This is a genomic window from Lentibacillus jeotgali, from assembly GCF_000224785.1.
GTDB lineage: Bacteria > Bacillota > Bacilli > Bacillales > Amphibacillaceae > Lentibacillus > Lentibacillus jeotgali.
In genome coordinates, this window is record NZ_AGAV01000005.1 from 585,994 (window position 1) to 609,810 (window position 23,817).

The window sequence follows — 23,817 nt, forward strand, 5'->3', positions numbered from 1 at the left end:
GATTTGTTGGAAAGCCCGTTTCCTCGGTTTTGAAAATGTTCATTCAGAGTTGTTCAGCGGAAGGTAGGGCGAAAACAATTATATGACAAAGAACGGATATATGTTCAGCATTCATTGAATATAGGAATTGCTAACGATACGATCGTCGTATGAACCGTGAATCATAAATGCATTTAATACCTGAGATAAATAACATGTGTAGTATACATGGGATTAATGTATTCAAAACCGAAGAGAGCTTTTTCCCTTTTTTATATGTGTCCCCATATCTATATTTTTGGTATATTGGTTGTATAGGCAAATTGTAGGAGGAACTATCGTGGGAAAATTAACATTACAACAATTAGAATCACATTTATGGGAATCAGCAAACATATTAAGAGGATCGATTGATTCTTCTGATTATAAAAATTACATATTTGGTTTATTATTCTTGAAAAGACTTAGTGATGTCTTTATCGAAACCGCAAAAGAAATAGAACGAGAAGAAAATGACGATTACGGATGGTATGACCGTGATGAACATCAATTCTTCGTCCCTGAGCGAGCACGTTGGACTCATATTCAAGTGCAGACAAACGATATTGGAAATTCGATAAACATAGCTTTTGAAGCATTGGAAGAAGAGAATCCATCACTGGTAGGTGTCTTAGCTAACATCGATTTTAATGATAAGGATAAATTGCCTGATAAATTGTTACTGCAATTAATACAGCATTTTTCTTCGATTGATTTAAGTAACGGGAATTTATCGGAACCTGATATGCTCGGTCGTGCTTATGAATATTTAATTAAAAAATTTGCCGATGACGCAGGGAAAAAGGGTGGAGAATTCTATACCCCAACTAAGGTGGTAGAACTCATTGTAAACTTGATTAAACCAGAAGAAGGGATGCGTATATGTGACCCAACGGTTGGTTCAGGAGGGATGCTTATTCAATCAGTTGACTACATAAAATCACAAGGTGCTGACCCACGTAATTTATCGTTACATGGTCAAGAGCGAAACTTAAGTACATGGGCGATTTGTAAGATGAATCTTCTCTTGCATGGTTTAAGTGACCATCGTATTGAACGTGAAGACACGATTCGTCAACCAAAATTATTAGGAGACGATAAGGAATTACTATTATACGACCGTGTTATTGCAAACCCTCCATTTAGTCTAAAAAATTGGGGCCATGAAGAGGTTGAAACTGATGAATATGGGAGATTTTTATTTGGTTTGCCTCCAACTGATAGAGGTGATTACGCATTTGTTCAACATATGTATTCGGCACTTAATGCTCGTGGGAAGGCTGGAATAGTATTACCTTTGGGTGCTTTGTCACGAGGCAAACCTTCAGGAAAAACAATGCGTATGGGGTCTGAAGGAATTATAAGAAAAGGGCTCATTGAAGATGATGCAGTAGAAGCCGTAATTAGCTTGCCTGATAATATTTTTTATGGGGATGTTGCAATACCTGCGGCAATATTAATCCTTACTAAGCATAAGGAAGCAGAAAAAGTGGGTAAGGTAATTTTTATTGATGGTTCACGAAATTATAAAACAGGTAAAGGTCAGAACTTTATAGGAGAACAGGATATAGATACTATAGTTAAATGCTTTGATGACTTTGAAGATAAAGAGGGGATTTGTTCTATAGTTTCGAATATAAGACTTAGGGATGAAGGTTATAACCTTCATGTAGGTAGATACGTAAATCCAATTGTTAATGTAGAGCCTGTTGAACTAAATAACATGTACAGAGAAGTTAGTAAAAGTGAAGGTACCTTTGTAACTGAAGTTCAAAAATTCATGGATAATTTAGACAAACTTAATTCTAAGATATCTGTTCAAAATACAAGTAATAAATGGCCTGAAAAGAATTTGCGTGATTTTTTTAAAGAAGTATCAATAAAAAATAAAGATGATGCAGATTTACCAGTACTATCTGTTACTAAAAACAATGGTATTATGCTAGCAAGCGAGAGATTTAATAAGCAGGTGCATTCTGATGACACAAGTGGATATAAGGTTATTAAGGATGGGCAATTTGTGTATGATCCAATGCTATTATGGACGGGGGCTATCGGTGTACAGAACGTTGTAGATGTCGGGTTGGTTAGTCCAGCATACTATGTCTTAGAATGTTTAGATGACGATATGTCAATATACTTCAAGAGTATTATGCAGACAAAATTGATGGTTGAACGATATAAATCAAGATCTGAGGGGACTAATCAAAGAAGAAGAAAGGTCCAAATTGACGACTTTTTGGATATTAAAATTCCAATCCCTCCCGAAGAAATTTTAACTGACTTAATTAAATACCTTAAATTAAAAGAACAAACCACTACTAACTTAAAAAAATATCTTTCTGATTTAAACGCTCTGAGTGCGGGGTTAATGGATAATTTTGTAGTCGGCAACATCACTTTAAAAAATGAATCAAAAAAGTAAGAATCAATCATTTCTTAATTAGGGAGGTTTAAACATGACTTTAACCCAAGATTGGAATGAACAAGAATTAGTAGAAAATCGATTGATTGAACAACTCCAACAGCTTGGCTACACGTATGTGCATGGCACTGATCTTGATAAAGAACGAACCTCGCAAACGGAAGTTGTTTTAATAGAACGATTAATAAAAGCTATAAAACGGCTGAATCCATGGTTGAATGAAAACAACTTAAACAAAGTAGTACGTAGGATGACCCATATGGAAGTGACCAGTTTAATGGAAGCTAACCAGCGTTTTCATGAGTTACTCATTAATCAGTTGTCAGTTCAACAGGATGTAGGCAGTGGACGTAAAAACCAAACAGTTAAGCCTATTGACTTTTATAACATCGATAATAATGACTTCATCATAACCAATCAGTTCAGTTATACCCGTGCGAATGATACGATTCGTCCTGACATTATGCTCTATGTGAATGGACTGCCATTAGTGGTAATTGAGTGCAAAAGTCCAGCCTTGCCTCCAGATGAACAAATCGGGCAAGGAGTGAAACAGTTAAGCCGCTATCAACAAGAAAATGAAGCACTATTCCATTATAACCAATTCCTGATTTCCACAAGTAATGACCGTGCGGAGGTTGGTACAATTGGTGCAAATGTGCAGCATTACAGTGCATGGAAAGAACCCTATCCATTATCAGTGAAAGATGTTGGTGAAAATCCTTCTCCGCAAGATATTTTGACGGCAGGGATATTAGACAAAGAACGTCTTTTTGATATTATCTTAAACTTTATCGTCTATGAACCAGAAGATGGTCGAGTGATCAAGAAGATGGCACGTTACCAGCAATACCGTGCAGTAAATAAGGCTGTTAAACGGATAATAACAGGTGAACATCCACAAGCTCGTGGCGGTGTTATTTGGGCAACGCAAGGATCAGGAAAATCATTATCGATGGTCTTTTTGTCGACGAAGTTACGTCGTATTCAGCAGTTAGAGAACCCCGTCATTGTTGTGGTCACGGACCGACAGGATTTAGATACGCAAATCACTGCAACATTTAAGCGGTGTGGTTTTCCAAATCCTCAACAGGCTGAATCAGTTGAGGAACTTAAAAGCCTTCTTCAAAAAGGTCCTGGAACTACGGTAATGACATTAGTTCAGAAGTTCCAAGCAGATGAGGATGAAGATTATCCTTTATTGACTGATTCTAAAAATGTCGTTGTCTTAGTTGATGAGTCCCACCGTTCCCAGTATAGTTCGTTAGCAATGAATATGCGGATTGGCCTGCCCAATGCAACGTATATTGGATTTACGGGAACACCGATTGATAAAGAAGATAAAAGTACGCTAAGAACTTTTGGAACATACATCGATAAGTATCCGATTGAAAAAGCTGTGGAAGATGGTGCTACAGTCCCTATCTTTTACGAAGCACGTCTGGTTGATTTACATGTTCAGGGGGAAACAATCGACACATTATTTGATCGTTTTTTCCGAAACTATTCTGATGAAGATAAGGAACGAATAAAGCAAAAATATGTAACGGAAGAAGCGATTACTGCCTCACCGAAACGACTTAAAACAGTTGTAATGGACATTATTGATCATTTTGAACAACATATTAGACCGAATGGTTTTAAGGCACAGATTGTTACCGTTTCTCGTGAAGCAGCTGTCGCATATAAAGAATTAATGGATGAATTAAGTGATTATGAATCAGCTGCTATCATTTCGGACGGCAATAATGATTCTGAGAAAATGAAACAGTATACTTTATCACGTGCGAAGGAAAAAGAGGTTATCAGTCGATTTAAGAAACCGTTGGATGAAGATCCGCTCGCTTTTTTAATCGTGTGTGATAAGCTTTTAACAGGTTTTGACGCACCAATTGAACAGGTCATGTATTTGGATAAACCGTTAAAGGAGCACAATCTTTTGCAAGCGATTGCTAGAACGAACCGAACGTATAATAAGAAGACACACGGCTTGATTGTCGATTATTACGGCGTTTCTCAATTCTTGGAAGAAGCTCTGGGTATCTTTCACGAAGAAGATATTAAAGGTGCGATGAATCATGTCGATGAAGAAATACCACGATTACAATCCCGTCATCGCAGGGTAATGCAATTCTTTGATTATATCAATAAGAGCGATCTGGAATCTTGTTTGAAAGTACTGGAACCAGAAGATATTCGCAATACGTTTGATACAGCCTTCAAAAAGTTTTCCGAAAGCATGGATATGGTCATGCCAAGTCCAAAAGCAAAGGCATATGTTGATGATTTGAAATGGCTGGGAAAAGTTCGAAAGCTGGCTAAATCCCGTTTCTATGTTAATGATGGAATAATGGATATTTCTGATTGCGGTGGCAAAGTTCGTGAACTGATAGAAGAATACATTTATGCATCCACACCTGAAATTTTATTTGAGCCAGTGAATATCTTGACGAATAAATTTGATGAGAAGCTGGATGAATTAAAAACACCAGAAGCTAAGGCTGCTGAAATGGAACATGCAATTAAACACGAAATACGGATTAAGTTGGATGAAAACCCTGTTAAATATACATCAATTAAAGAGCGATTGGAGCAACTGATTGAGCAGCGCAAGGCTCGCCAGTTAACGATTGAAGAGCTTCTTGAAGAGTACCAAGCCATGCGGGAAGAAATGATGGATTTGGAGAAGGAAAGTCAATCAATTGGGCTAAACGATGCCAGGCAGTTACCATTTTATCAATTATTGGAACAACAATTGCCTGATGATGTGGCGCACGACAGCTTGAAAGATTTAACCGAAATCATCACTGATATTATTCAGGATAATGCAGTCATTGATTGGACAGAAAAAGAAGATGTAAAACGTGAAATGAGGAAGAAGCTAAAGAAACAGCTTAGAGCAAGTTCCGTTCCAAATAAGCAAGTTGAAAGTGTTGCAAGACAATTGATGGAGCTGGGCGAGGTACATTATAAATAGTAATAACCTGAAGACAGGGTATAACATCAGAAAAATTATATTTTTGGATAGTTGAATAAAAATTTGGAGGTGTTTAAGTGGAAGAAAAAATCTCAATTCCAACTGATAGTGAGGGGTACTATTCATTAGAATGCCCCTACTGTAAAGAACGTTTTAAGGCTTTAGGCGGCGACATTGATGGAGAGGACACATTGGAATTATTTTGTCCTTCCTGTGGTTTAGTTGAAGATAGCAATAGTTTTGTACCTCAAGAGGTAATTGAACATGCTGAAGCACTTGCAATGAATTACATGAAACAACAATTAAACAAAACATTTAAAAAGACAAGCCGAAGCATGAAAGGGTCTGGTATTAGCTTTGACTTTAAAAAATTGAAAGAGGAGCAGCCTAAGCAATTGACAGAGGATGAGAAACTGGAGCAGATTGAACTTCATTGTTGCGATAAAACTATTAAGGTGCATGCAGACCAAACAAGGGAAACAATTTACTGTCCGTTTTGTGGGGTGAATTAAATGGGGGAAATGTTAACAGACAAGGAGTTCCAGAAACTTTCACTGAGTTTTAGAAAAGTAGCAAGTAGGTTTTTGAAATGTAGCTTTCAAGCCTATCATGAAAATTTGGAAAGATTCCTTCTATTTATTGAGGAATCACCAACTATTAATGAATTTATCCAAGAAAATAACGTTAAAGAGTTTAACATGGAGAAGATTCTCGAAGAACAAGGATTTCAAACCCAATTCCAATTGCCAATTCGTGAGTCAGACGAGATTGCCTTTATTTATCAAATGTTAAATTATATATCAAAAAATAACCTTGACATTGTCGGTATTTCATATGGTTATGGTGGTTCCAAGAAAATTCAATCTCATGTTGAAGGTTTTAACAATCATGTTGTTCAACTGCTAGTTGACCACATTGTTACTTATTTAGGGGAGATGAAAATAGATATGGGACTTGATAGGAAATCAGGAACGCATTTCACATTTAACCGTGACTTCAAAGGTCAATTCAATCATGCAGAAGATAATGGACAAGTGTCAGCTCATCAGACATACAACTATACTAAGATTGAGGGTTTTAAAGAAATTGCTGAAAAGTTCGTTGTAGCACTTAACAAGGGAGAAGATATTCCTGATGAAGATAAAGCGGAGACCATTGAGTTTTTGGAAGCTGCAGTTCAAGAAGTAGAAAGTGAAAAACCAAAAAAAGCAATAATTAAAACCGCAATGGAGAAGATAAGGGGAATAAATGAGTTGGCAAGCGCGGGAACCAACTTGTTCACTCTTGGAGGCCAGTTAGTTAGTTTTTTGGATGGATTTGTTGCATAACTTAAATGGATAGAAGGGGAGATGTGAAACGTGAAATGAGGAAGAAAGTGAAGAAACAGTTAGAATAAGCTCCGTTCCTAATAAGCAAGTCGAATATGTGGCAAGACAGTTAATGGAACCGAGGCAGATTCAAGTAACAGCATGAGAATATATTTGAACTGGGTGGAAGCATGGTAATGGATCATAAGCAAAGGACAAGTTGTCGTGATGAAATGTTACAGGTGATAAAGCACCTTGTGAAACAAAAAGGTGAGAACCAATTCTCCATCCAGGAAGTTTTGGATAGGATGGAGAGAGCTGGGACCACTTATAAAGAGTCAACGATTCGTACGCATTTAACAAGCAAGTGCTGCGTAAATGCCAAACATCGAGCAATATATAACGATAACAAACGAATCGACCATGGATTATATGCTTTAACAGATTCAGCCAATACAATGTAATTCGACACCATGTACTCGTAACCATTCTTTTGATTCCTTATAGTGAGGCAAGGTCGTTTTGACCAATCGCCAAAACTTGTCGTTATGTTTGGGGACAATTAGGTGAGTTAATTCATGGACAATCACATAATCAATTATACGAACGGGAGCCATAATGATTCGCCAGTTTAGATAGATATCACCATTAGGTGTGCAGGTTCCCCATCGTTTGTGCTGAATACGTAGGCTTATGGAATTAGGAGAGACACCAAGCATGGCTTGATAGTGGCCAGCCCTTTCTTCTATTTTTTTGATACCGTATTGACGATACCACTCGATTAATTTTCTTTCTAGTGTACGCTGTGTTTTTTTATGAGACCAATTATGTGGAACTGTGGCAAAGAAACGTCCTTGTTTCATTTGAATATCAGCATTTTGCACAGGCTCTTTTAATACTTTAAGACGATAATGTCGACCTAGATAAGGGAGTTTTTCGCCACTGACAAATTCTTTTGTTTGAACGCTTGTATTGGCTTCGTTCAGTTCCTCAAGCTTATTTGTTATCCATTCAGCCTTACGTTGCATGATTTGTGTTAATTTAACATTTGTAATCGTCTTTGGTGCAAATACTTCAACACCATTTACGAGGTCTATTGATATTTTTACGTCTTTTCGGGACTGTATATAATGGTTGTAATATATTATGGTCTTTCCATATTGGATGCTAGGCAATCATGATCCCTTCTTTCATTCATTATTGTACAATGATACATCAGTTGCGGCAAATAGATTATGAAATCTCAGAAAATATAGATATAAAAACGAAAAGAAGTCAATCTTATATAGATGCAATAGATGAAGTTCAAGAATCAAAGGGAATGGATATGACGGGTTATTAGAGCTAAGATAACAAGGGATTGAATAGGAAATAACTTTTATCAAATTGTCAGTACAAAGGAAATATCTTCGCTTGTAGAACATTTTTCCTATTATCCCTCCCAAGAGATAAAATACGCTTTGGGAGGGGTTTTGATGTCATCTAAAGTACAAGTAAATAGGGGTTACTGAATAACTCAATGTTTTGTCCAAATGTGAATAAGTGATTTTCTCAATTCTGATAGTGGATAGACCATAGACGTGAAAAAATAAGAAAAGAAGCTCTCGAAGGGCTTTCGAGAGGTTTAGATTAAGCACCTGAAGCGAAATGACCGATTCACTTGTCTGCTGAAGACGTGCTTGAATAAGACCGAGTCCATAAGTGCGCTTTGCTTCACCGAACTTACCTTCAATGGCATTTCGTTCAGACGCATCCTGGTACGCGATCTGTTTCTGCTCCTTGTCTTCTTTTTTAGGCGGGCGTCCAAGCTTCGGGCCACTTAACCGGATGCCACGTTCCTTACAGTACCGGCGGTTTTCACGCGTCAAATAAATCTTATCGGCCAGCACAGCTTCGGGGTAAACCCCGTTCCGACTCACGTATCGCTCAACTGAAGCGGGCAAGTCGCCGGCTTCATGATACGCATCCCACTTTAGGTTATCGAGAAATGCCCAGCCGTCAACAAGACTGAGCGAAAGTTTTGCTCCAAACTCCACGTTGGTATGGGGTTTACCGCGGACAATCGGACGAACATGGGGCTGGGAAATGCTTACAATACGGTCGTCAACGCGATGCGTTTTCGTCTGAAACATCAGCTTTTGCTGGCGATAGAGCTCCTGAATCACGAAAAGGTCCCGATATTGTTTGGTATTGAGAAGTCCCAGCCCGCCTCGTCCGGCAAGGGTTTGAAGGTGGGTAAGATCTCTTCCATGTAGCTCAGCTGCTTTTTGATCCCTTTTCGAAGTTTGCGTTTGGACGGCTTCTTCTGTTTAGCAAGAGCCAAGTAGTCTTTACGGGCCTTCTTTCGGTATGTTCTTGGTTTATCCTGTTGGCCGCAAAAGGGAGCGTGAAGCGTATCAATCATCGATTCCAATTTCTCACGTCCATCATTCAACAGCTTCAAATCGGTCGGATAGGAGATATCAGCCGGCGCGCATGTGGCATCCATCAGGAGCTTACCCTGACAGTGACGGGGTGCACTAGAATCTTTTTCCTGAGTGTGGTCTGACCGGTCGGAAGAATCATCGCTTCTTCCGCCTGAATGATCATCATCGTCATCCTGGTTGTCGTCGGATTGCTGTTCTTCCACAACCCATTCATTCACCTGATCGATGATTTCCCGGGTGATTCGCTTGCGGAAATGGGTCATCGATGAGGAATGAAAAGGCGCTTCAAATTGAAATTCCGGCAGTCCAATAAAGTACTGAAGATACGGATTCTCGATAATCTGTTCAACCGTTTCGACGTCACTCGTGCCCAGGCGTTCTTTAATGATTAACGCACCCAAAGCGAGTCGGACCGAGTTGGCATGGGCTCCTTGAGTTAGATCCTTCAGTTGCTTTTTGTAGCGCTCTTCAATTTTCCACCATGGAATGAGGTTGGCCAGGATTACCCAACGATTCTCAGGGTTTAACTCTCCTCCGAATGGAAGAAAGAAGTCACCGGGGAACACCCTTTGGCGTTCAGAATGATTATACATGATTTTCGTCCTCCAGCTGCAAGGGTTTTTGGTCTTTTCACGACATTTCCTTTGCATCTATTTCGACAAAAAAAGCTAAAATCCTTGCGATAATTGAACTTTTTAGTTATTCAGTAGCACCTAATTATAAACGGATTCATTCAGCTATTAATTATTTGTCACCATTATAATATGAAAAAATGTATATCCAACAGCTAAAAACAACTGCTTAAAGGGGTATTCAACATTTTATGTGTCCAATTTCTTGACATAGATCCGGTTTTCAGTGTTAAGTGTTGTCAAGCTTGGGTGGAACTATTGAACCTATTAATAAGAGAGGTTATAAAATGTTAAAAACAATTGCTATAGATGTTTCCGATGCCGTATTCGAGAATGAAATGCTAGCATTTATGTATATAACAAAAGAAGACCCTAACGACACTGAAGAATATATTGTTTCCATTCCAAGTGTTAATTTTTCGTGTTATATATCTGGTGTTGATGATTATAAAGCACTTTTGGAATTAAACATTTTTGCGTTTCCGCATTATAGAGAAAACTTAGTGAGAGCTATTCGCTCCAATATTAATCTATTAATCGATTAATAATCTGCAGTATATGCTTCAGAATAACGTAATATAATTTGACCACTTAATTGACCACATTTTTACTAGATTGCAACAAACATAAACAAACGGTTGTTCTGTTGTTGGGGCAATAACTCTAGTTATTGAAGGTGTACGAATGTAAGTCAATGCTAGAAAATATTGATGGAGAATGGGCAGCATAATGTAATATAGGTTTAATAACCTTGTTATATCAGCACTTATGACGGCTATAAACAATTTTAGTGTGCGGAAAAGTGACCGATATTAGCTGTTAAGATTTCGAGGGGTTTCCAAATAGCCACTAAACTTTTTGGAGATCGCTTATAATTTTGGCAAAAGTCAAGTTACACATTAAAATTACTTGAATTTTTAGAATATCATGTGGGTATAAAAGCTTAAATAGACGTTCCTTTTCTTGCTCCAAAATTGGGATTATTATAGTGTGTTATAAGATTTATTATCATTTAAAATAACAGAATTGGCTAAAAATATTGTGATTCATATATCTAATCCCATATACTGTATTTAAGCAAGTAAAATTAGTTAAGCATGTTCTTATGGTGGCGGTATACAGATGCTGGTTATGATCTGCTGATTGAAGTGATCGCCATAATGGAAGCGGTTTCTATAATGTTGAGTACGAAGCGAGGGTGGGTAAAACCCCTCAGCTTGTTTTTGAAAGGCATAGTGAGAAGATGTCATCGGTTTGATCATTATCGATGTTGCGGTTGATCATGGGGGTTCAATCCGGTGACGGAACATGTTTTACCGACGAAGGAGGCAATCAATATCTTGATGGCCTGTTCGGATTATGGTGTTTGAATATTAAGTACGGAAGATAAGCGATTGTCAATGCGGCATCTGCGCAGATGAAAACAAATATACAAGGGGGAATTTAGGTGCAAATTAGTGTATTGGATTTATCGATTATCCTTCTTTACATGGTAGTTGTCCTTTGGATAGGGTTTTACACAATGAAGAAAATAAAATCGTTTAATGATTATTCTGTCGCTGGGCGGTCAATGCCATTTGCATTAATTTTCGCAACAATTGGGGCTTCGCTGGCAGGTGGTGGAGCCACGGTAGGGAGAGTTTCTTTTGTTTATGAAACAGGTATCGTTGTGTTTCTTGCTTTAATGGGTGTTGTTATAAGCCAGACACTTATAGGCTATTTTGTTGCTCCGAGAATCAGACAAATGAAAGATATTTATACTCTCGGAGATATTATGGAATTTTACTACGGCCGTTCCGGTCAGTTGGTTTCTAGCATTATTGCTTTTCTTTTCATGGTGGGTGTTTTTGGAGTACAAGTATTAGCACTTGGGCGTATTTTAGAGCCAATTATTGGTTTACCTTTTGTTACTTTAACAATTATAGCTGCTGCAATTACGATTATTTATACTTGGGCTGGAGGAATGTTGGCAGTAATATACACGGACACAATGCAATTTATACTATTGGTTATAGGGATAGCCACGGCTACTGTCGTTGGTTTAAATAGAATGGGTGGTATGACAAGCATTATTGAACAAGTAAATGCAATAAATCCTGAGCAGTTAGCCTTTTATGGTGGAGCTTGGACTACGAGCATATTCATTGCTAACTTTTTGAGTTTCCTATTAGGTGAAGCTCTGGCACCGCACTATATACAACGGTATGCGTCTTCTGAAGATGAGAAAACCAGTAGGTGGACTACTGTATCCTTTGCCCTTATGTATGTATTTCTGACGATAGTTATTATGGTAATTGGCTTGATTGGGTTTTTACAGTTCCCAAGGATAAATGGAGATATGGTATTTGTTACTTTTATACAACAATACTTACCAATAGGGATTATTGGTTTGACTTTTGGGGCTTTAATGGCAGCGGTGATGTCAACAGGAAGTTCAATTTTAAATACAGCTGCAGTTATCTTCACTAGGGATATTTACGGAAAATATATAAATAAAGAAGCTACTGACAAAATTATGATTGACTGGACGAAATATGCAACACTGGTAGTAGGATTCGGTGGTGTGATTATTTCACTATTTATTCCGAGTGTAATGGATTTGATGCTTTATTTATTTCAGCTTTGGGCACCTTCCATTCTTCCACCATTAGTTATAGGAATTATGTCGGGAGAATCATTGGAAAGAAAGGTATCAGTGCATGCAGGTACACCTTCTATAATAGCTGGTTTAATCATAACACTTATTTGGATGAATTTGGGAGAACCCTTCGCAATCCCAGCTATTGTAATTGGAATAGTCATGAATCTTATTGTTTTTTACAGTGTGCATTTTACATCAGTATCAAAGGATCTTCCAAAAGCTTCGTAATCAACTAAGCAGACTCTGTTTACAAGGGAGGAAAGTATATGAATATATGGGACTTTATAGTTTATTTCTCAATAGGTGTTTGCTATATTACCGCTTTATTAGTTGCTATTGGATGGATTAAACATGCAAAGAACAAATAATTTAGTTGAGGAGTTATTTAGAGTAAAGGAGAATAGTATGACGAAAAAAGTTGTGATTATTGGTGGAGGTATTATAGGATTAACCAGCGCATATTTTCTGAGCAGGAATGGAGCGAATGTAACACTCCTGGAAAAAGATAGTTTTGGAGAGGCGTGTTCCAGAGGGAATCAAGGCTGGGTGTGTCCGGCTTTACATGCCCCTATGCCGGAACCGGGACTTGTTGGCTCATCTATGCTGGGAATGATGAAAAAAGATGACCCGCTTTATCTGAAGCCTACAGCAATACCCCGCTTAACTCCTTGGTTAATGCAGTTTATCAAGCATTGTAATGAAAATGATTTTCAAAATGCTGAGGCAGCACTTCATTATCTTAGCCGTTCAACATTTCAACTATATGATTTTATGAAAGAAGATGGTGTAGATTTTGAAATGCACAATGAAGGAATGTTATTCGCCTTTTTTAATGAGGAAGTGCTGAATCAAAAAATGAAAGGGTTTGAAAGAAAGGCCGAAGCCTATGGACATGAAGCACCTGTGAGATTATCAGGTCGGGAATTACGGGATATGGAACCAAACTTAAGCGATAAGGTGTTTGGAGGCATTTGGTTAAAACAGCAAAGACATGTTAATCCACAGTCGCTCTCAAAAGCTTTGATAGATAAACTAGCAGAAATGAATGTCGAAATGAGACCGAATGAAGAAGTGATAGGTTTTGATATCAATGATGAAAAAATTACTGCTGTTCAAACAAGCAATGAGCTGATTAATGCAGATACGATTTTGGTGACTGCGGGTGCCTGGTCCAGTTTGCTTACTAAAAAATTAAATTATTCATTACCTATGGAAGCCGGAAAGGGCTATAGCATTACAATTTCAAATCCCAATTTATCTTTTACCCGACCATTATATCTTGGTGATTCAAAAGCCGGGATTACTCCTTTTACTGGTAAAGTAAGAATTGGTGGTACGATGGAATTGTCAGGTATTAATCTAAAATTAGATAGAGGAAGAATTGACAGTCTGCGGGAATCCATTTTGAAGTATTTGAAGGAACCTCTTACAGGTGATCATGAGGAGGAATGGACAGGGATGCGCCCAATGACACCGGATGGTTTGCCGGTCCTTGGCCAAATACCAGATTTAGAGAACTCTTATATTGCCACAGGCCATGGTATGGTAGGAGTAGCAATGGCCCCCGCTACTGGAAAAATAATTTCCGACATAATTTTAAGTGGAGAAGCTAAGAGTAAGGTTGGCCATTTTAATCCTAAACGATTTGTAAAAAAACCTTCAAAAAGTCAGACTTATAAAATGTTTTTTACGTAAAGGTGGTTAATTAGATGAAAAATAAATGCAGTATTGCAATTGTTGGGGCAGGGTCAGTCGGTATGGCAGCTGGGTATTATTTATCTAAGGAAGGAATTGATGTTCTATTAATTGATTCCCATGACCCGCCTCATGATATTGGGAGTCACCACGGTGAAACAAGATTAATCCGTCATGCAGCTGGAGAAGGAGAAGAATACGCAGACTTGGCTTTAAAAGCTCAAGATAGATGGCATCAACTAGAAAAGGAGTCAAAGAAAAAATTATTTGTTCCAACCGGAACCTTAATGGTCGGTGAAAGAGATGCATCATTCATCCGGAAATCGGTAAAAAGTGCTAAAACTTTTGGTCTGGAGTTAGAAGAGCTTACGGCAGCCCAGATAAAAGAAAGGTGGCCCGGATTTGAATTGCCATCCCATTTTAAAGGGTATCTTGAACATTCATCAGGTGCACTTTTAAATGAAGATTGCATTCTAGCTTATAAAGAACTAGCACTGAAGAATAATGCGAAATTATTGGCTCATACAAAGGTAACTGAAATGAAATTTAACGAAGATTACTTAACACTAAATACGATAAAGGGAACGATTTATGCTGACCAAGTGATTCTCACTACAGGTGCCTGGACAGGCAAGATATTGTCTGAGTTAAATCTTCCCATACAGGTAGTCCGTAAAACACTGGGGTGGTATGCCACTGAGAAGCCACTCTATAAATATCCTTTACTGCCTAGCTTCTATTTCAGCTTTGAGAACCGGAAATATTATGGTTTCCCGGATATTACAGGTAATGGTGTTAAAATAGGCCGTAATGATTCAGAAAGAGATATTGAACCAGATTTTTTTAAGCAAGATTTTGGTAAGTATACGAAAGATGAACAGGATTTCAAGGAATTTGTGGAGCGTTTCTTACCGGGGCTTACAAGTCGAATAAGCTATGGACAAACATGTATGGTCACGAAAACACCAGATAAGCATTTCATACTAGATTGGCATCCGAAAAATCGAAATGTATTGATAGCAGGTGGTTTTTCCGGTCATGGATTTAAATATGCCAGCATCTTGGGAGAAATGATCAGTCAGATGATGATTGCTGGAAAGTCAAGACATCATATACCCGATATTTTTTCTATTTCCCGAAATTCATTAAAAAACTATTAGAAAGCAGGTTATGATTACACATCCAAATGAGATAACAAAAACCAGAAAACATGCAAATATCAGTTCATTAATGAAACATAACTGACAAAAAGGGTAGTCTATCAAATAGGAATGTCTTCTTTCTTGTTGAGATTTTGTTTATCATACCAGATACAACCTAATAGAATGTAAAGGGGTTATAAAACATGAATGGAACTTGCCGTCACATACCGGTCAGCAAAATAGATTGTTTTGATAATAATCATCTATGGAGAGTCCTATTAGTGATGTTATGGAGATGATGATTTGATTAATGGACAAAGTAGCGCCCTATCATTTAGGGGTTCTAACACTCTCAAAAAAAATCATACTTAATTATAATCTCTCTGTAATTGCCATGTCTTTTATTTGCTGTGGTTCCTTATTGTAGCATTTACGGTGTGCGTGCCGTTCCGTTCATCCAGAAAAACTATATCATCATCTTTAAAAGCTTTTCTGGAAATAGGACAATCCATTTTCATTTCTCACTCCTCATGTGAAATTATATTACACTCAATATACTGAATAGTTATATGGCTGTTTCAGATGTATTTTTTATTTTATAATTGGGATGACGTAAAATAGTTTGTGTAAATTCTTTGAGACAAAAAAGAGGTAGGGTACCCTCGGAATTGGCTATAAATAGAGAGAGGAGAAACCCTACCATGACTCAAAGTATAACGAATGATGGCTTTATGAATCAACTGGATAGTCTTGTGCGTGATTTTGTCAAAGACCAGCTCGAAACGATTTTGGAAGAGGAAAGGGAACAGTTTTTCAACGAAGAACATCCTGAATTGAAGCAAGTAAAAAATGGTTACTACAAACGAACGCTTGATACCAAGCACGGCCATATTGATGACCTTGCTGTGCCCCGCGACCGCCATGGTGAATTTCAAACGGAATTGTTTTCACCTTACCAACGCCGTGATCAATGGGTTGGCGAAACGGTAACAAGAATGTATCAGAAAGGTGTCAGCACGCGTGAAATCGGGCAAATGATTGAACACATGCTGGGCTCTGCTTATTCGGCAACAACAGTTAGTAACATCACAGACGTCACACTCGAAAATATCGAAACATGGCAGCAGCGCCCGCTAAAGAAACGTTATTCAATCCTTTATCTTGACGGGACTTACCTGAAGCTGCGCCGCGATGATGTCGCCAATGAAGTCGTGTACTTGGTCATCGGTGTGGTTACCGCGAGATTCTCGGTTTCTATGTCGGTGGCCAGGAAAGTTCACTCGGCTGGAAAAAAATTCTCCGTGATCTTTACAACCGGGGTGTTGAGGAAGTGTTGCTTGGTGTTTTTGATGGCCTGCCCGGACTTGAAGCAGCGATGAAAGAAATTTATCCAAAGGCTGACGTCCAGCGCCGTGTGGTACATAAAGTTCGTAATGCCATCAATGCCGTTCGTAAAAAGGATCAAACAGCTGTAGCTGAAGATTTAAAGGCTATTTATGAGGCAGGCACGAGAGAAGAAGCCATGAGCCAATTTAAAACGTTTAAAGAGAACTGGCAAGCCAAGCATCCAAAAGTCGTCAAATCATGGGAAGAGGACTTAAATGTGCTTCTGACATTCTTGAAATACCCCTCGTCGATCCAGCGCATGATTTATACCACGAACATCATTGAGCGGACGATGAAGGAAATCAAGAAGCGCACAAAGACGATGAATAGTCTTCCCAGTGAAAAGGCAGCAGAAAAGGTGGTATACCTTCAATCAACCGAATATAACCAAAGATGGTCAGAGCGGAAGCTCAGAGGTCGCAAGTGCTTACCAAGCGTTACAGGAAATGTCTGAAAATACCACCCACCACCTATTCTGAGGAGTATCCTATTTATTTACACAAACTTCTTGACGGTACCATAATTGGTCACAAATTTGGTAACGCATAAGTCGAAATAACTTGAAATAAATTGATGCATTTTTGATAATACTCACCTGTTAAATATTGCAATAACAACAAATTAACATTTTTTATAATATGTTAAAATATGCTGACACGGTTTCCATGCTAATTTCCTTGGATGTAATCCGTTTCCTTCTCTGTGGGCGTAGAATATCCAGTCTTTCCATAATGATACACTTTCTTTTTATTGATTTGAAGCTTGTAAATACGCCGGAGCATTCTGGTCAGTTTATGATGCCGAAATAATGTATTCACAGTCTATAAGCTCTAATAAAAACTCTTTTATTTGTTCGTCGGGGACTTTTTTTCTCGTTTTCATCGGTTGAGTAACCTGGTGCCGGGTGTCACCCCCTCACTTTTCGTCTTCCACCTGGTAATATTTAGATGACAATAGGTGGAATGAGTTTTATCGAGTATTTTCAATAATAAAACAACAAACTTGCCCGTGAAATGTGGTCAAGACGAAATCCATATGCTGGGGATCCCATTTATATAATTAAGTCAAAAAAGACTTAAATTAAGTACTTTTAGACTTAATTTAATCAGCTCGATTCGGTCTGTTCCTATTTTCAAGGAACTTTCTAATGTGGCATGATTTTTGCATATTTAAAGGAAAGAGGGATTGTGAAATGTTCGTTAGGGTGACTTGGACTGGTTCTTTTCATGCTATAATACGAGGAAAGGAGACGATAGACTAGAGGAGGATATTCGTAATGAAAAACTTAGAGAAAATTAAGGAGTTAAATCGGGAATTGGAGGATATATTTGAATATTCATTTGAAGGAATACTTTTAACGGATGCCGACGGCAACATTATTATGCTTAATAATGTAAGCGCCTCCTTTTTACGTATGACAAAAGAAGAGGCATTAAGCAAAAATATCAAGGACTTGGAAGTAGAAGGGTTATTCAATCCTTCGGCTGTAGTAAGAGTCATCGAAGAAGGGCGTCAGATAGAGCTTGTACAAAAGTCTGCCGGCGGTGGTTATGTATATGCCCGGGCAAAGCCTGTTTACGATGAAAAGGGAAATATGAAGCGTGTAATTTCCTTTACAAGGGATTTAACCGAAATTATGAATCTACGGCAACAATTAGAAGAAATGGAGGGTGAATTAAATAAGTATAAAAGGAATATTCATGATCAAACAAATGTTGAGGGGATCATTTCACGCAGTGAGGAAATGAAGAAAACACTTTATAAAATGAAAAAGGTTGCTGCTATTGATAGTGATGTGCTGCTTCTTGGAGAGACAGGTGTAGGAAAAAGTAAGATTGCTAAGGTAATTCACCAGTTTAGTAAGCGCAAGGATCAGCCGTTCTATGTAATCAATTGTGCCACGCTTCCCGATTCATTGATCGAGGTTGAACTGTTTGGCTATACAGAGGGAATGTTCACAGGGGGATCTCCTGGTGGAAAAAAAGGTTTGTTCAAATCTGCAAACGGAGGCACTTTATTTCTTGATGAAATCGGTGAGCTTCCTGTACATATGCAAGCAAGGCTCTTGCATGTGCTACAAGAAAAAGTATTGCGACCTGTTGGCAGCATAGAGCAGCAAAATATTGATGTAAGAGTGATGTCGGCAACGAATCGAGATTTGAAAAAAGCTGTTGAAGAGGGGACATTCCGTGAGGATCTATATCACCGTCTTAACATATTTCCCATCATTATTCCCTCACTTAAAGATAGAAAAGAAGACATTCTGGGGTTAACTAAGCATTTCTTGGAGGAGCATAACAAGACATATAATAAGCAGGTTAGGTTGTCACCCAAAGTTTTGGAGATATTTCTATCGTATACATGGGAGGGAAATGTAAGAGAGCTAAGGAATCTGATTGAGCGTCTCGTTGTCATGACCGATGATCCTGTTGTTAAAAAGGAGGATTTACCTGAACATATGGGTGTGGTGACACATTCCAAAGGTGAACTGACACTTAAGGAAATTATAGAGAAAGTGGAGAAAAATGTTATAAACGAAGTTTATGGGAAAGTAGGTTCTTCTTATAAAGTTGCTGAAAGCCTTGGCATCAGTCAATCGGCCGCCACAAGGAAAATTAAAAAATATATTAAGCAAAAGAAAGGTGAGTAAATTCAAAGTTGTGTTTCTCTTCTTTGGGAACCCTATTTTCTTTCTCATTTTATTGCTTACCTGTTAAAAAACTTTCAATCAACATGATATTCCTAACCAAGTACCTGAGTTTTAAAGTGAACAATGGTTATTTAATATTAAAGGGAGGAAAATAATCATGGATTGGTATTTAATTTACATCAGTATTTACTTTATTTTTTTGTTTGCAATGGGATTCTATTACTTTTTCAAGGTTAAAACGTATAGCGATTATCTCATTGGAGACTGGAATATGGGTTTCTGGTCGATTACCGGTACCACCATAAGTACATGGACCGGTGCTGCAGTGTTTGTTGGTTGGCTTGGGATGGGTTTCACCGTTGGACTGTCTGGCTATTTTAAATTTGCATTACCGGGAGTAATTTTTTCTGTGTTATTAGTCTATGTATTTGCAGTACCCTTAAGAAGACAGAAACTATTTACGCTTCCTGATCTTTTTAATACTCGCTTTGGTGGGAATACCGGGCTTTTACCATCCTTTCTTTCTTCTATAGGTATTGCCGTTATAGGAACATCCTTACAGCTTGTTGCAATGTATTCCGTATTTAATATTGCATTTGGCATGGATTTTGGCCCGGCTGTCTTTTTATCCTTTGTATTAATACTCGGGTTTACCATTTTGGGAGGTTTGCCGGCAACAATTGTCACGGATGCAATTCAAGCTATTGTTCTTTGGGCAGGTATAGCAGTTTTATTTATAGCAAGTCTCTTTTATGCTGGAGGATTTAAGGATATTATTTCTAATACGCCCGTCGAATATATTGCTCCCACTGGTCCATTTGGATTAACTGAAGTTCTTTTATTCGCTTTGTCGGTGGGGCCTTATTACCTTATTAATCAGACATCCTGGCAGAGGATTTTTGCTGCAGAAAATGAACAGGTGGCAAAAAAAGCAGGGATCACAGGTTTTCTAATTTCCGGTGCGATTGCAATTCTGCCTTTTTCTATCGGTGTGATAGCTCGTCAATATGTATCATTGGATTTAGATCCTGATTTAGTGTTTTCATATTTTGCGGCAGAAATATTACATCCCGCTATAGGAGGAATTGTCTTAGTAGGTTTACTTGCCGCATTAGTGACGGGTGCTGATTCCTTTATTCTAGCAGGAAGTGCTAATCTGACAAGAGATATATATTCCCGGTTAGTAAATCCAAATGCAAATGAAAAACAGCTCTTAATTGCAGCACGAATTAATGTAGTTATTATATCAGTTCTCGGGGTGTTTGTAGCTTTTAATATGACTACCATCGCGCTTATGTGGCAGTGGGGACTTAGGTTGGCAGCAACAATAATGGTCTTCCCATTTTTAGCTATTATGTTTTGGAAAAGGGTTACCAAAAAAGGTGTAGTTTGGAGCATGGTGATCACTGCAATCGCCACATTAGGTTGGCCCTATTTAGGAATAAGTATCGATCATACGTTATTTGGATTTTTGGTCTCCTTCCTTACTTTAGTTGTTATTAGTCTGGCTACTCAACATGATAAGACGGAACAGGTCAGGGCGATATACTGGGAAGATCTTAATTCGGCAAATGGGGATGATCTTCCTACTATCCCGCCTTCAGATAAAGAGAGTATGTAGTAACCCTTCAAAATAAATAAACGGAATATTTTAATAATTTTGTTAACAATAAGAAAAATAGTATTATTAGAGCATTTATTGTCCAGGGGAATATTAGTTTGATAATTGATTTCTAAGTAAAATATCTGTAAATGGAAGGTGGCTCGGCCTGTAGTGCCAATTATGACAGAAAATATTTTATGTAGGGTACTTGTGATCAATGGTAGTTCAGATGGAGCTTATAAGCAATGCAATCCATTTAACAGCAGAGACCAGCCAATCACACTACAGTAATAACGAAGGAAAGCAATTTTTTAGGGATATTTACCAAAAACCGAGGAGGGAAGTTAAAAATGGAAAAATTTGAAGGTGTTTATATCTCATTGGTAACCCCAATGACGAAAGATTACAAAGTAGATTATAAGCGTTTGAGTGAAATATGTGAATGGCTCATTGGCAAAGGTGTTGATGGGTTAATTCCTGCAGGGCCACTGGGGGAATATGCAACATTATCGAATGAGGAACGCAGGAAGGTTGTTGAAACTGTAATTAAAGCAAGCAAAAGGCGTGTTTCCGTGATCGTTGGAACAGGAGCCTCGGCTACAAGAGATGTTATTGACTGGGCGAAACATGCTAAAAGCAACGAAGCAGATGGAATTTTAGCATTGCCTCCTGTTAATTATAAACCGCTTGAAAATGAAGTAATAACTCATTTCGAGGCTATCTCAGAGGTAGGTATTCCAATCATTGCTTTTAATAATCCAAGAGATTTTGGTGTCGATTTAAGTCCGGATTTACTTGCTAAAATTTCGGAATCTGAAAATATAGTAGGTGTCAAAGAATTTAGCGGTGATATTCGACGAGTACAAGAGATTTTAGAAAAAACTAATTTAGAAGTTTTTGTGGGGGTTGATGACTTAGCTATGGAAGGTGCATTATGTGGAGCATCCGGATGGACCTCTGGAGTTTCAAATGCTCTTCCAGAAGAAGGTATTAAACTATTTCAGTTAGCAAAGGAAAGAAGGTTTGAGGAAGCAAGCATCCTTTATCGTGATTTAGTTAAATTGTTTCATTACGATGCCAATCCACAGCTGATTCAATCAATTAAGTATATGATGGAATTAGCCGGTCAACCTGTTGGACCAACACGTCCACCACGACTAGCATTAACAAATAAGGCATATAAGGAAATAGAGCACCACTTTAATAAGGCAATCAACACTGAAGCTTAAGAAGACTAGCGAGGACCATTCAAACAGCTGTATAGACAACTTTAAAAAGTGTTCAAGATGTAAATCCGTCTCTTTGTAGTGAGGGGAAAGGAGAATTTAGGGAATTTGTTTAGAATGGAACACTTGAATGTATAAGTGTAGAGAACGTTCTATCTTCAAGAAGGCTAAGGGGGACAAGACGGGACAAATTTTTTCTTGGTTTTCTCGTTCCTTTAGGCATTTCTGATACGGACAAAATCACGGTTACTATTGACATCCGTTGTCAATGAGTAGCTAAACTATGGCGTCAATAAAAAATATAAAGGAGTTGAGTGATAATGAGTAATTCGCCAAATAACATTAATTTACCCCGATTAAAATCAACCTTTGAGATAAGCTCAAATATAGGTAAAACTAAAGGTGGTGGATTAACAAGACTACCTCTCTCAAAGGAAGATAAAGAAATGAGGGATGTTTTTATTGGGTGGCTTAAAGAGTCAGGGTTAAGTGTACGTATCGATGATCTAGGAAACATTTATGGCAGAAGGGATGGAAAAAACAAGAATGCTGGTGCAGTTATGATAGGATCACATCTTGATACACAGCCAAAAGGAGGGAGATTTGATGGGATATTAGGAGTATTATCTGCTCTTGAGATTATTCGAACACTTAATGATTATAATGTAGAAACTGAAAGACCTATTGAGATAGTTAACTTTACAGCAGAAGAAGGTGGTAGGTTTGGAGTTCCAATGGTTAGTTCTGGAGTGCTTACCGAAAACCTCACAAAGGATTTAGTCTATTCACTTAAAGATAAGGAAGGTATAACATTTGAGCAAAGTCTTGAAGAAATAGGTTACAAAGGAGAAGTGAAAAATCGTTTTACTGACTTTAATATAGAATATTATGTTGAACCTCATATTGAACAGTCACCCACTTTAGAAAGAAATCAAAAATCAGTTGGTATTGTTCAAGGAGTTGAGGGTGAAACAAGATTCAAGGTTTTAGTTAAAGGACAATCAACTCATGCTGCCCATCCGCCGAGTGAAAGAAAAGATGCATTAGTAGCCGCTTCTGAAATGGTAATAGCTATAGATAGTTTAAGAGAACAATTTAAAGGTTTATCCCCGGCAATTGGAACATTTGAGGTGCATCCATCATTACAAACTATTACTGCAGGTGAAGTCGAATTTGTGTATATTGTAAGACATTTCAAGGATGACATCAGAAACAAGGCTATTGAAATCATCAAAGAACGATTACAGGAAAGCGCTAAGCGTAGGAAGGTAGAGATAAGTATTGGGCAATATTTAGAAATAGGTAGTACCAAATTTTCTGAAGAGATAATTAACCTAATTGGAGAAGGGGCGAAAGATTATGGTTATTCTCATCAAAAAATTTTAAGTTCAGCCGGTCACGATGCAAAATATATAAATGAGATTGTGAAATCAGGTATGATTTTTGCGCCTAGTGCTGAGGGACTCAGTCATTGTGAAGAGGAATTCACATCATATGAGGATATAGAAAAAACAGCAAATGTTTTATTGCATGTTGTAGAGACTTTAGCAAATAAAACATCTAATTCGTTCCATGAGGTGCCGTCAAAGGGTTTGCGTAATTAACATTCATACTCATATGACTTGATTGCTTAGGAGCCATTTGGTTATAAAGTGGGGGCACAACCTAGAGGTAACGATAATTATTGAA

General features: G+C 37.9%; 13 protein-coding genes and 3 pseudogenes. 14 read left to right on the forward strand and 2 right to left on the reverse strand.

Annotation, left to right across the window (positions count from 1 at the left end; all coding sequences use genetic code 11):
* Nucleotides 1-319 precede the first annotated feature (319 nt).
* From ON01_RS05620 to ON01_RS05640, 5 genes and pseudogenes are all read left to right on the forward strand, one after another.
* A pseudogene (locus ON01_RS05620) lies at nucleotides 320-1,768 on the forward strand (type I restriction-modification system subunit M); the annotation flags it as partial.
* A 709-nt stretch (nucleotides 1,769-2,477) separates the two neighbouring features.
* Complete coding sequence (locus ON01_RS05625) at nucleotides 2,478-5,420, forward strand: type I restriction endonuclease subunit R (protein WP_010530037.1); 2,943 nt, start codon at nucleotides 2,478-2,480, stop codon at nucleotides 5,418-5,420.
* 77 nt (nucleotides 5,421-5,497) lie between these two features.
* A complete protein-coding gene (locus ON01_RS05630; RefSeq protein WP_010530038.1) occupies nucleotides 5,498-5,932 on the forward strand; it encodes a hypothetical protein in 435 nt (144 codons plus the stop codon).
* A complete protein-coding gene (locus ON01_RS05635) occupies nucleotides 5,933-6,748 on the forward strand; it encodes a hypothetical protein (protein ID WP_010530039.1) in 816 nt (271 codons plus the stop codon).
* A 176-nt stretch (nucleotides 6,749-6,924) separates the two neighbouring features.
* Entirely contained in the window at nucleotides 6,925-7,191 is a 267-nt protein-coding gene (locus ON01_RS05640) for a DUF7669 domain-containing protein (RefSeq protein WP_010530040.1), read from the forward strand.
* Here the strand turns inward: ON01_RS05640 and ON01_RS05645 are convergent.
* Nucleotides 7,174-7,902, reverse strand: a complete 729-nt coding sequence (locus ON01_RS05645; RefSeq protein ID WP_010530041.1) for a M48 family metallopeptidase — start codon at nucleotides 7,900-7,902, stop codon at nucleotides 7,174-7,176. The two genes, ON01_RS05640 and ON01_RS05645, sit on opposite strands and share 18 nt — an antisense overlap.
* A gap of 303 nt (nucleotides 7,903-8,205) precedes the next feature.
* Nucleotides 8,206-9,746: pseudogene (locus ON01_RS05650) on the reverse strand (IS5 family transposase).
* A gap of 326 nt (nucleotides 9,747-10,072) precedes the next feature.
* Between ON01_RS05650 and ON01_RS05655 the strand changes: the two are divergent.
* The 9 genes and pseudogenes from ON01_RS05655 (at nucleotide 10,073) to ON01_RS05695 (ending at nucleotide 23,732) form a co-directional block, all read left to right on the forward strand.
* Nucleotides 10,073-10,330 (forward strand): hypothetical protein, encoded by a 258-nt coding sequence (locus tag ON01_RS05655; RefSeq protein WP_010530044.1) that lies wholly within the window; start codon nucleotides 10,073-10,075, stop codon nucleotides 10,328-10,330.
* Between the two features lie 902 nt (nucleotides 10,331-11,232).
* The gene (locus tag ON01_RS05660) at nucleotides 11,233-12,654 is read left to right on the forward strand and encodes a sodium:solute symporter family protein (RefSeq protein WP_010530045.1); all 1,422 of its coding nucleotides are present in this window, start codon (nucleotides 11,233-11,235) and stop codon (nucleotides 12,652-12,654) included.
* A 123-nt stretch (nucleotides 12,655-12,777) separates the two neighbouring features.
* The gene (locus ON01_RS05665; protein ID WP_138919729.1) at nucleotides 12,778-14,121 is read left to right on the forward strand and encodes an NAD(P)/FAD-dependent oxidoreductase; all 1,344 of its coding nucleotides are present in this window, start codon (nucleotides 12,778-12,780) and stop codon (nucleotides 14,119-14,121) included.
* Nucleotides 14,122-14,135: 14 nt separating this feature from the next.
* Nucleotides 14,136-15,281, forward strand: coding sequence for an N-methyl-L-tryptophan oxidase (gene solA / locus ON01_RS05670; protein ID WP_010530047.1), 1,146 nt, complete (start codon nucleotides 14,136-14,138; stop codon nucleotides 15,279-15,281).
* A gap of 683 nt (nucleotides 15,282-15,964) precedes the next feature.
* A pseudogene (locus ON01_RS05675) lies at nucleotides 15,965-17,128 on the forward strand (IS256 family transposase).
* A 797-nt stretch (nucleotides 17,129-17,925) separates the two neighbouring features.
* The gene (locus ON01_RS05680) at nucleotides 17,926-19,299 is read left to right on the forward strand and encodes a sigma-54 interaction domain-containing protein (protein WP_010530048.1); all 1,374 of its coding nucleotides are present in this window, start codon (nucleotides 17,926-17,928) and stop codon (nucleotides 19,297-19,299) included.
* 157 nt (nucleotides 19,300-19,456) lie between these two features.
* Nucleotides 19,457-20,920 (forward strand): sodium:solute symporter family protein, encoded by a 1,464-nt coding sequence (locus ON01_RS05685; protein WP_010530049.1) that lies wholly within the window; start codon nucleotides 19,457-19,459, stop codon nucleotides 20,918-20,920.
* A gap of 332 nt (nucleotides 20,921-21,252) precedes the next feature.
* On the forward strand, nucleotides 21,253-22,131 hold the full coding sequence (locus tag ON01_RS05690) for a dihydrodipicolinate synthase family protein (protein ID WP_010530050.1): 879 nt from the start codon (nucleotides 21,253-21,255) through the stop codon (nucleotides 22,129-22,131).
* A 317-nt stretch (nucleotides 22,132-22,448) separates the two neighbouring features.
* Nucleotides 22,449-23,732, forward strand: a complete 1,284-nt coding sequence (locus tag ON01_RS05695) for a M20 family metallo-hydrolase (RefSeq protein WP_010530051.1) — start codon at nucleotides 22,449-22,451, stop codon at nucleotides 23,730-23,732.
* Nucleotides 23,733-23,817 lie beyond the last annotated feature (85 nt).

What these genes read in the sequence shown, in the direction of transcription:
- ON01_RS05625 (WP_010530037.1), top strand. Translation starts at nt 2,478, where the DNA reads ATGACTTTAACCCAAGATTGGAATGAACAAGAATTAGTAGAAAATCGA.
- ON01_RS05635 (WP_010530039.1), top strand. Translation starts at nt 5,933, where the DNA reads ATGGGGGAAATGTTAACAGACAAGGAGTTCCAGAAACTTTCACTGAGT.
- ON01_RS05640 (WP_010530040.1), top strand. Translation starts at nt 6,925, where the DNA reads ATGGATCATAAGCAAAGGACAAGTTGTCGTGATGAAATGTTACAGGTG.
- ON01_RS05655 (WP_010530044.1), top strand. Translation starts at nt 10,073, where the DNA reads ATGTTAAAAACAATTGCTATAGATGTTTCCGATGCCGTATTCGAGAAT.
- ON01_RS05665 (WP_138919729.1), top strand. Translation starts at nt 12,778, where the DNA reads ATGCAAAGAACAAATAATTTAGTTGAGGAGTTATTTAGAGTAAAGGAG.
- solA (WP_010530047.1), top strand. Translation starts at nt 14,136, where the DNA reads ATGAAAAATAAATGCAGTATTGCAATTGTTGGGGCAGGGTCAGTCGGT.
- ON01_RS05680 (WP_010530048.1), top strand. Translation starts at nt 17,926, where the DNA reads ATGAAAAACTTAGAGAAAATTAAGGAGTTAAATCGGGAATTGGAGGAT.
- ON01_RS05685 (WP_010530049.1), top strand. Translation starts at nt 19,457, where the DNA reads ATGGATTGGTATTTAATTTACATCAGTATTTACTTTATTTTTTTGTTT.
- ON01_RS05690 (WP_010530050.1), top strand. Translation starts at nt 21,253, where the DNA reads ATGGAAAAATTTGAAGGTGTTTATATCTCATTGGTAACCCCAATGACG.
- ON01_RS05695 (WP_010530051.1), top strand. Translation starts at nt 22,449, where the DNA reads ATGAGTAATTCGCCAAATAACATTAATTTACCCCGATTAAAATCAACC.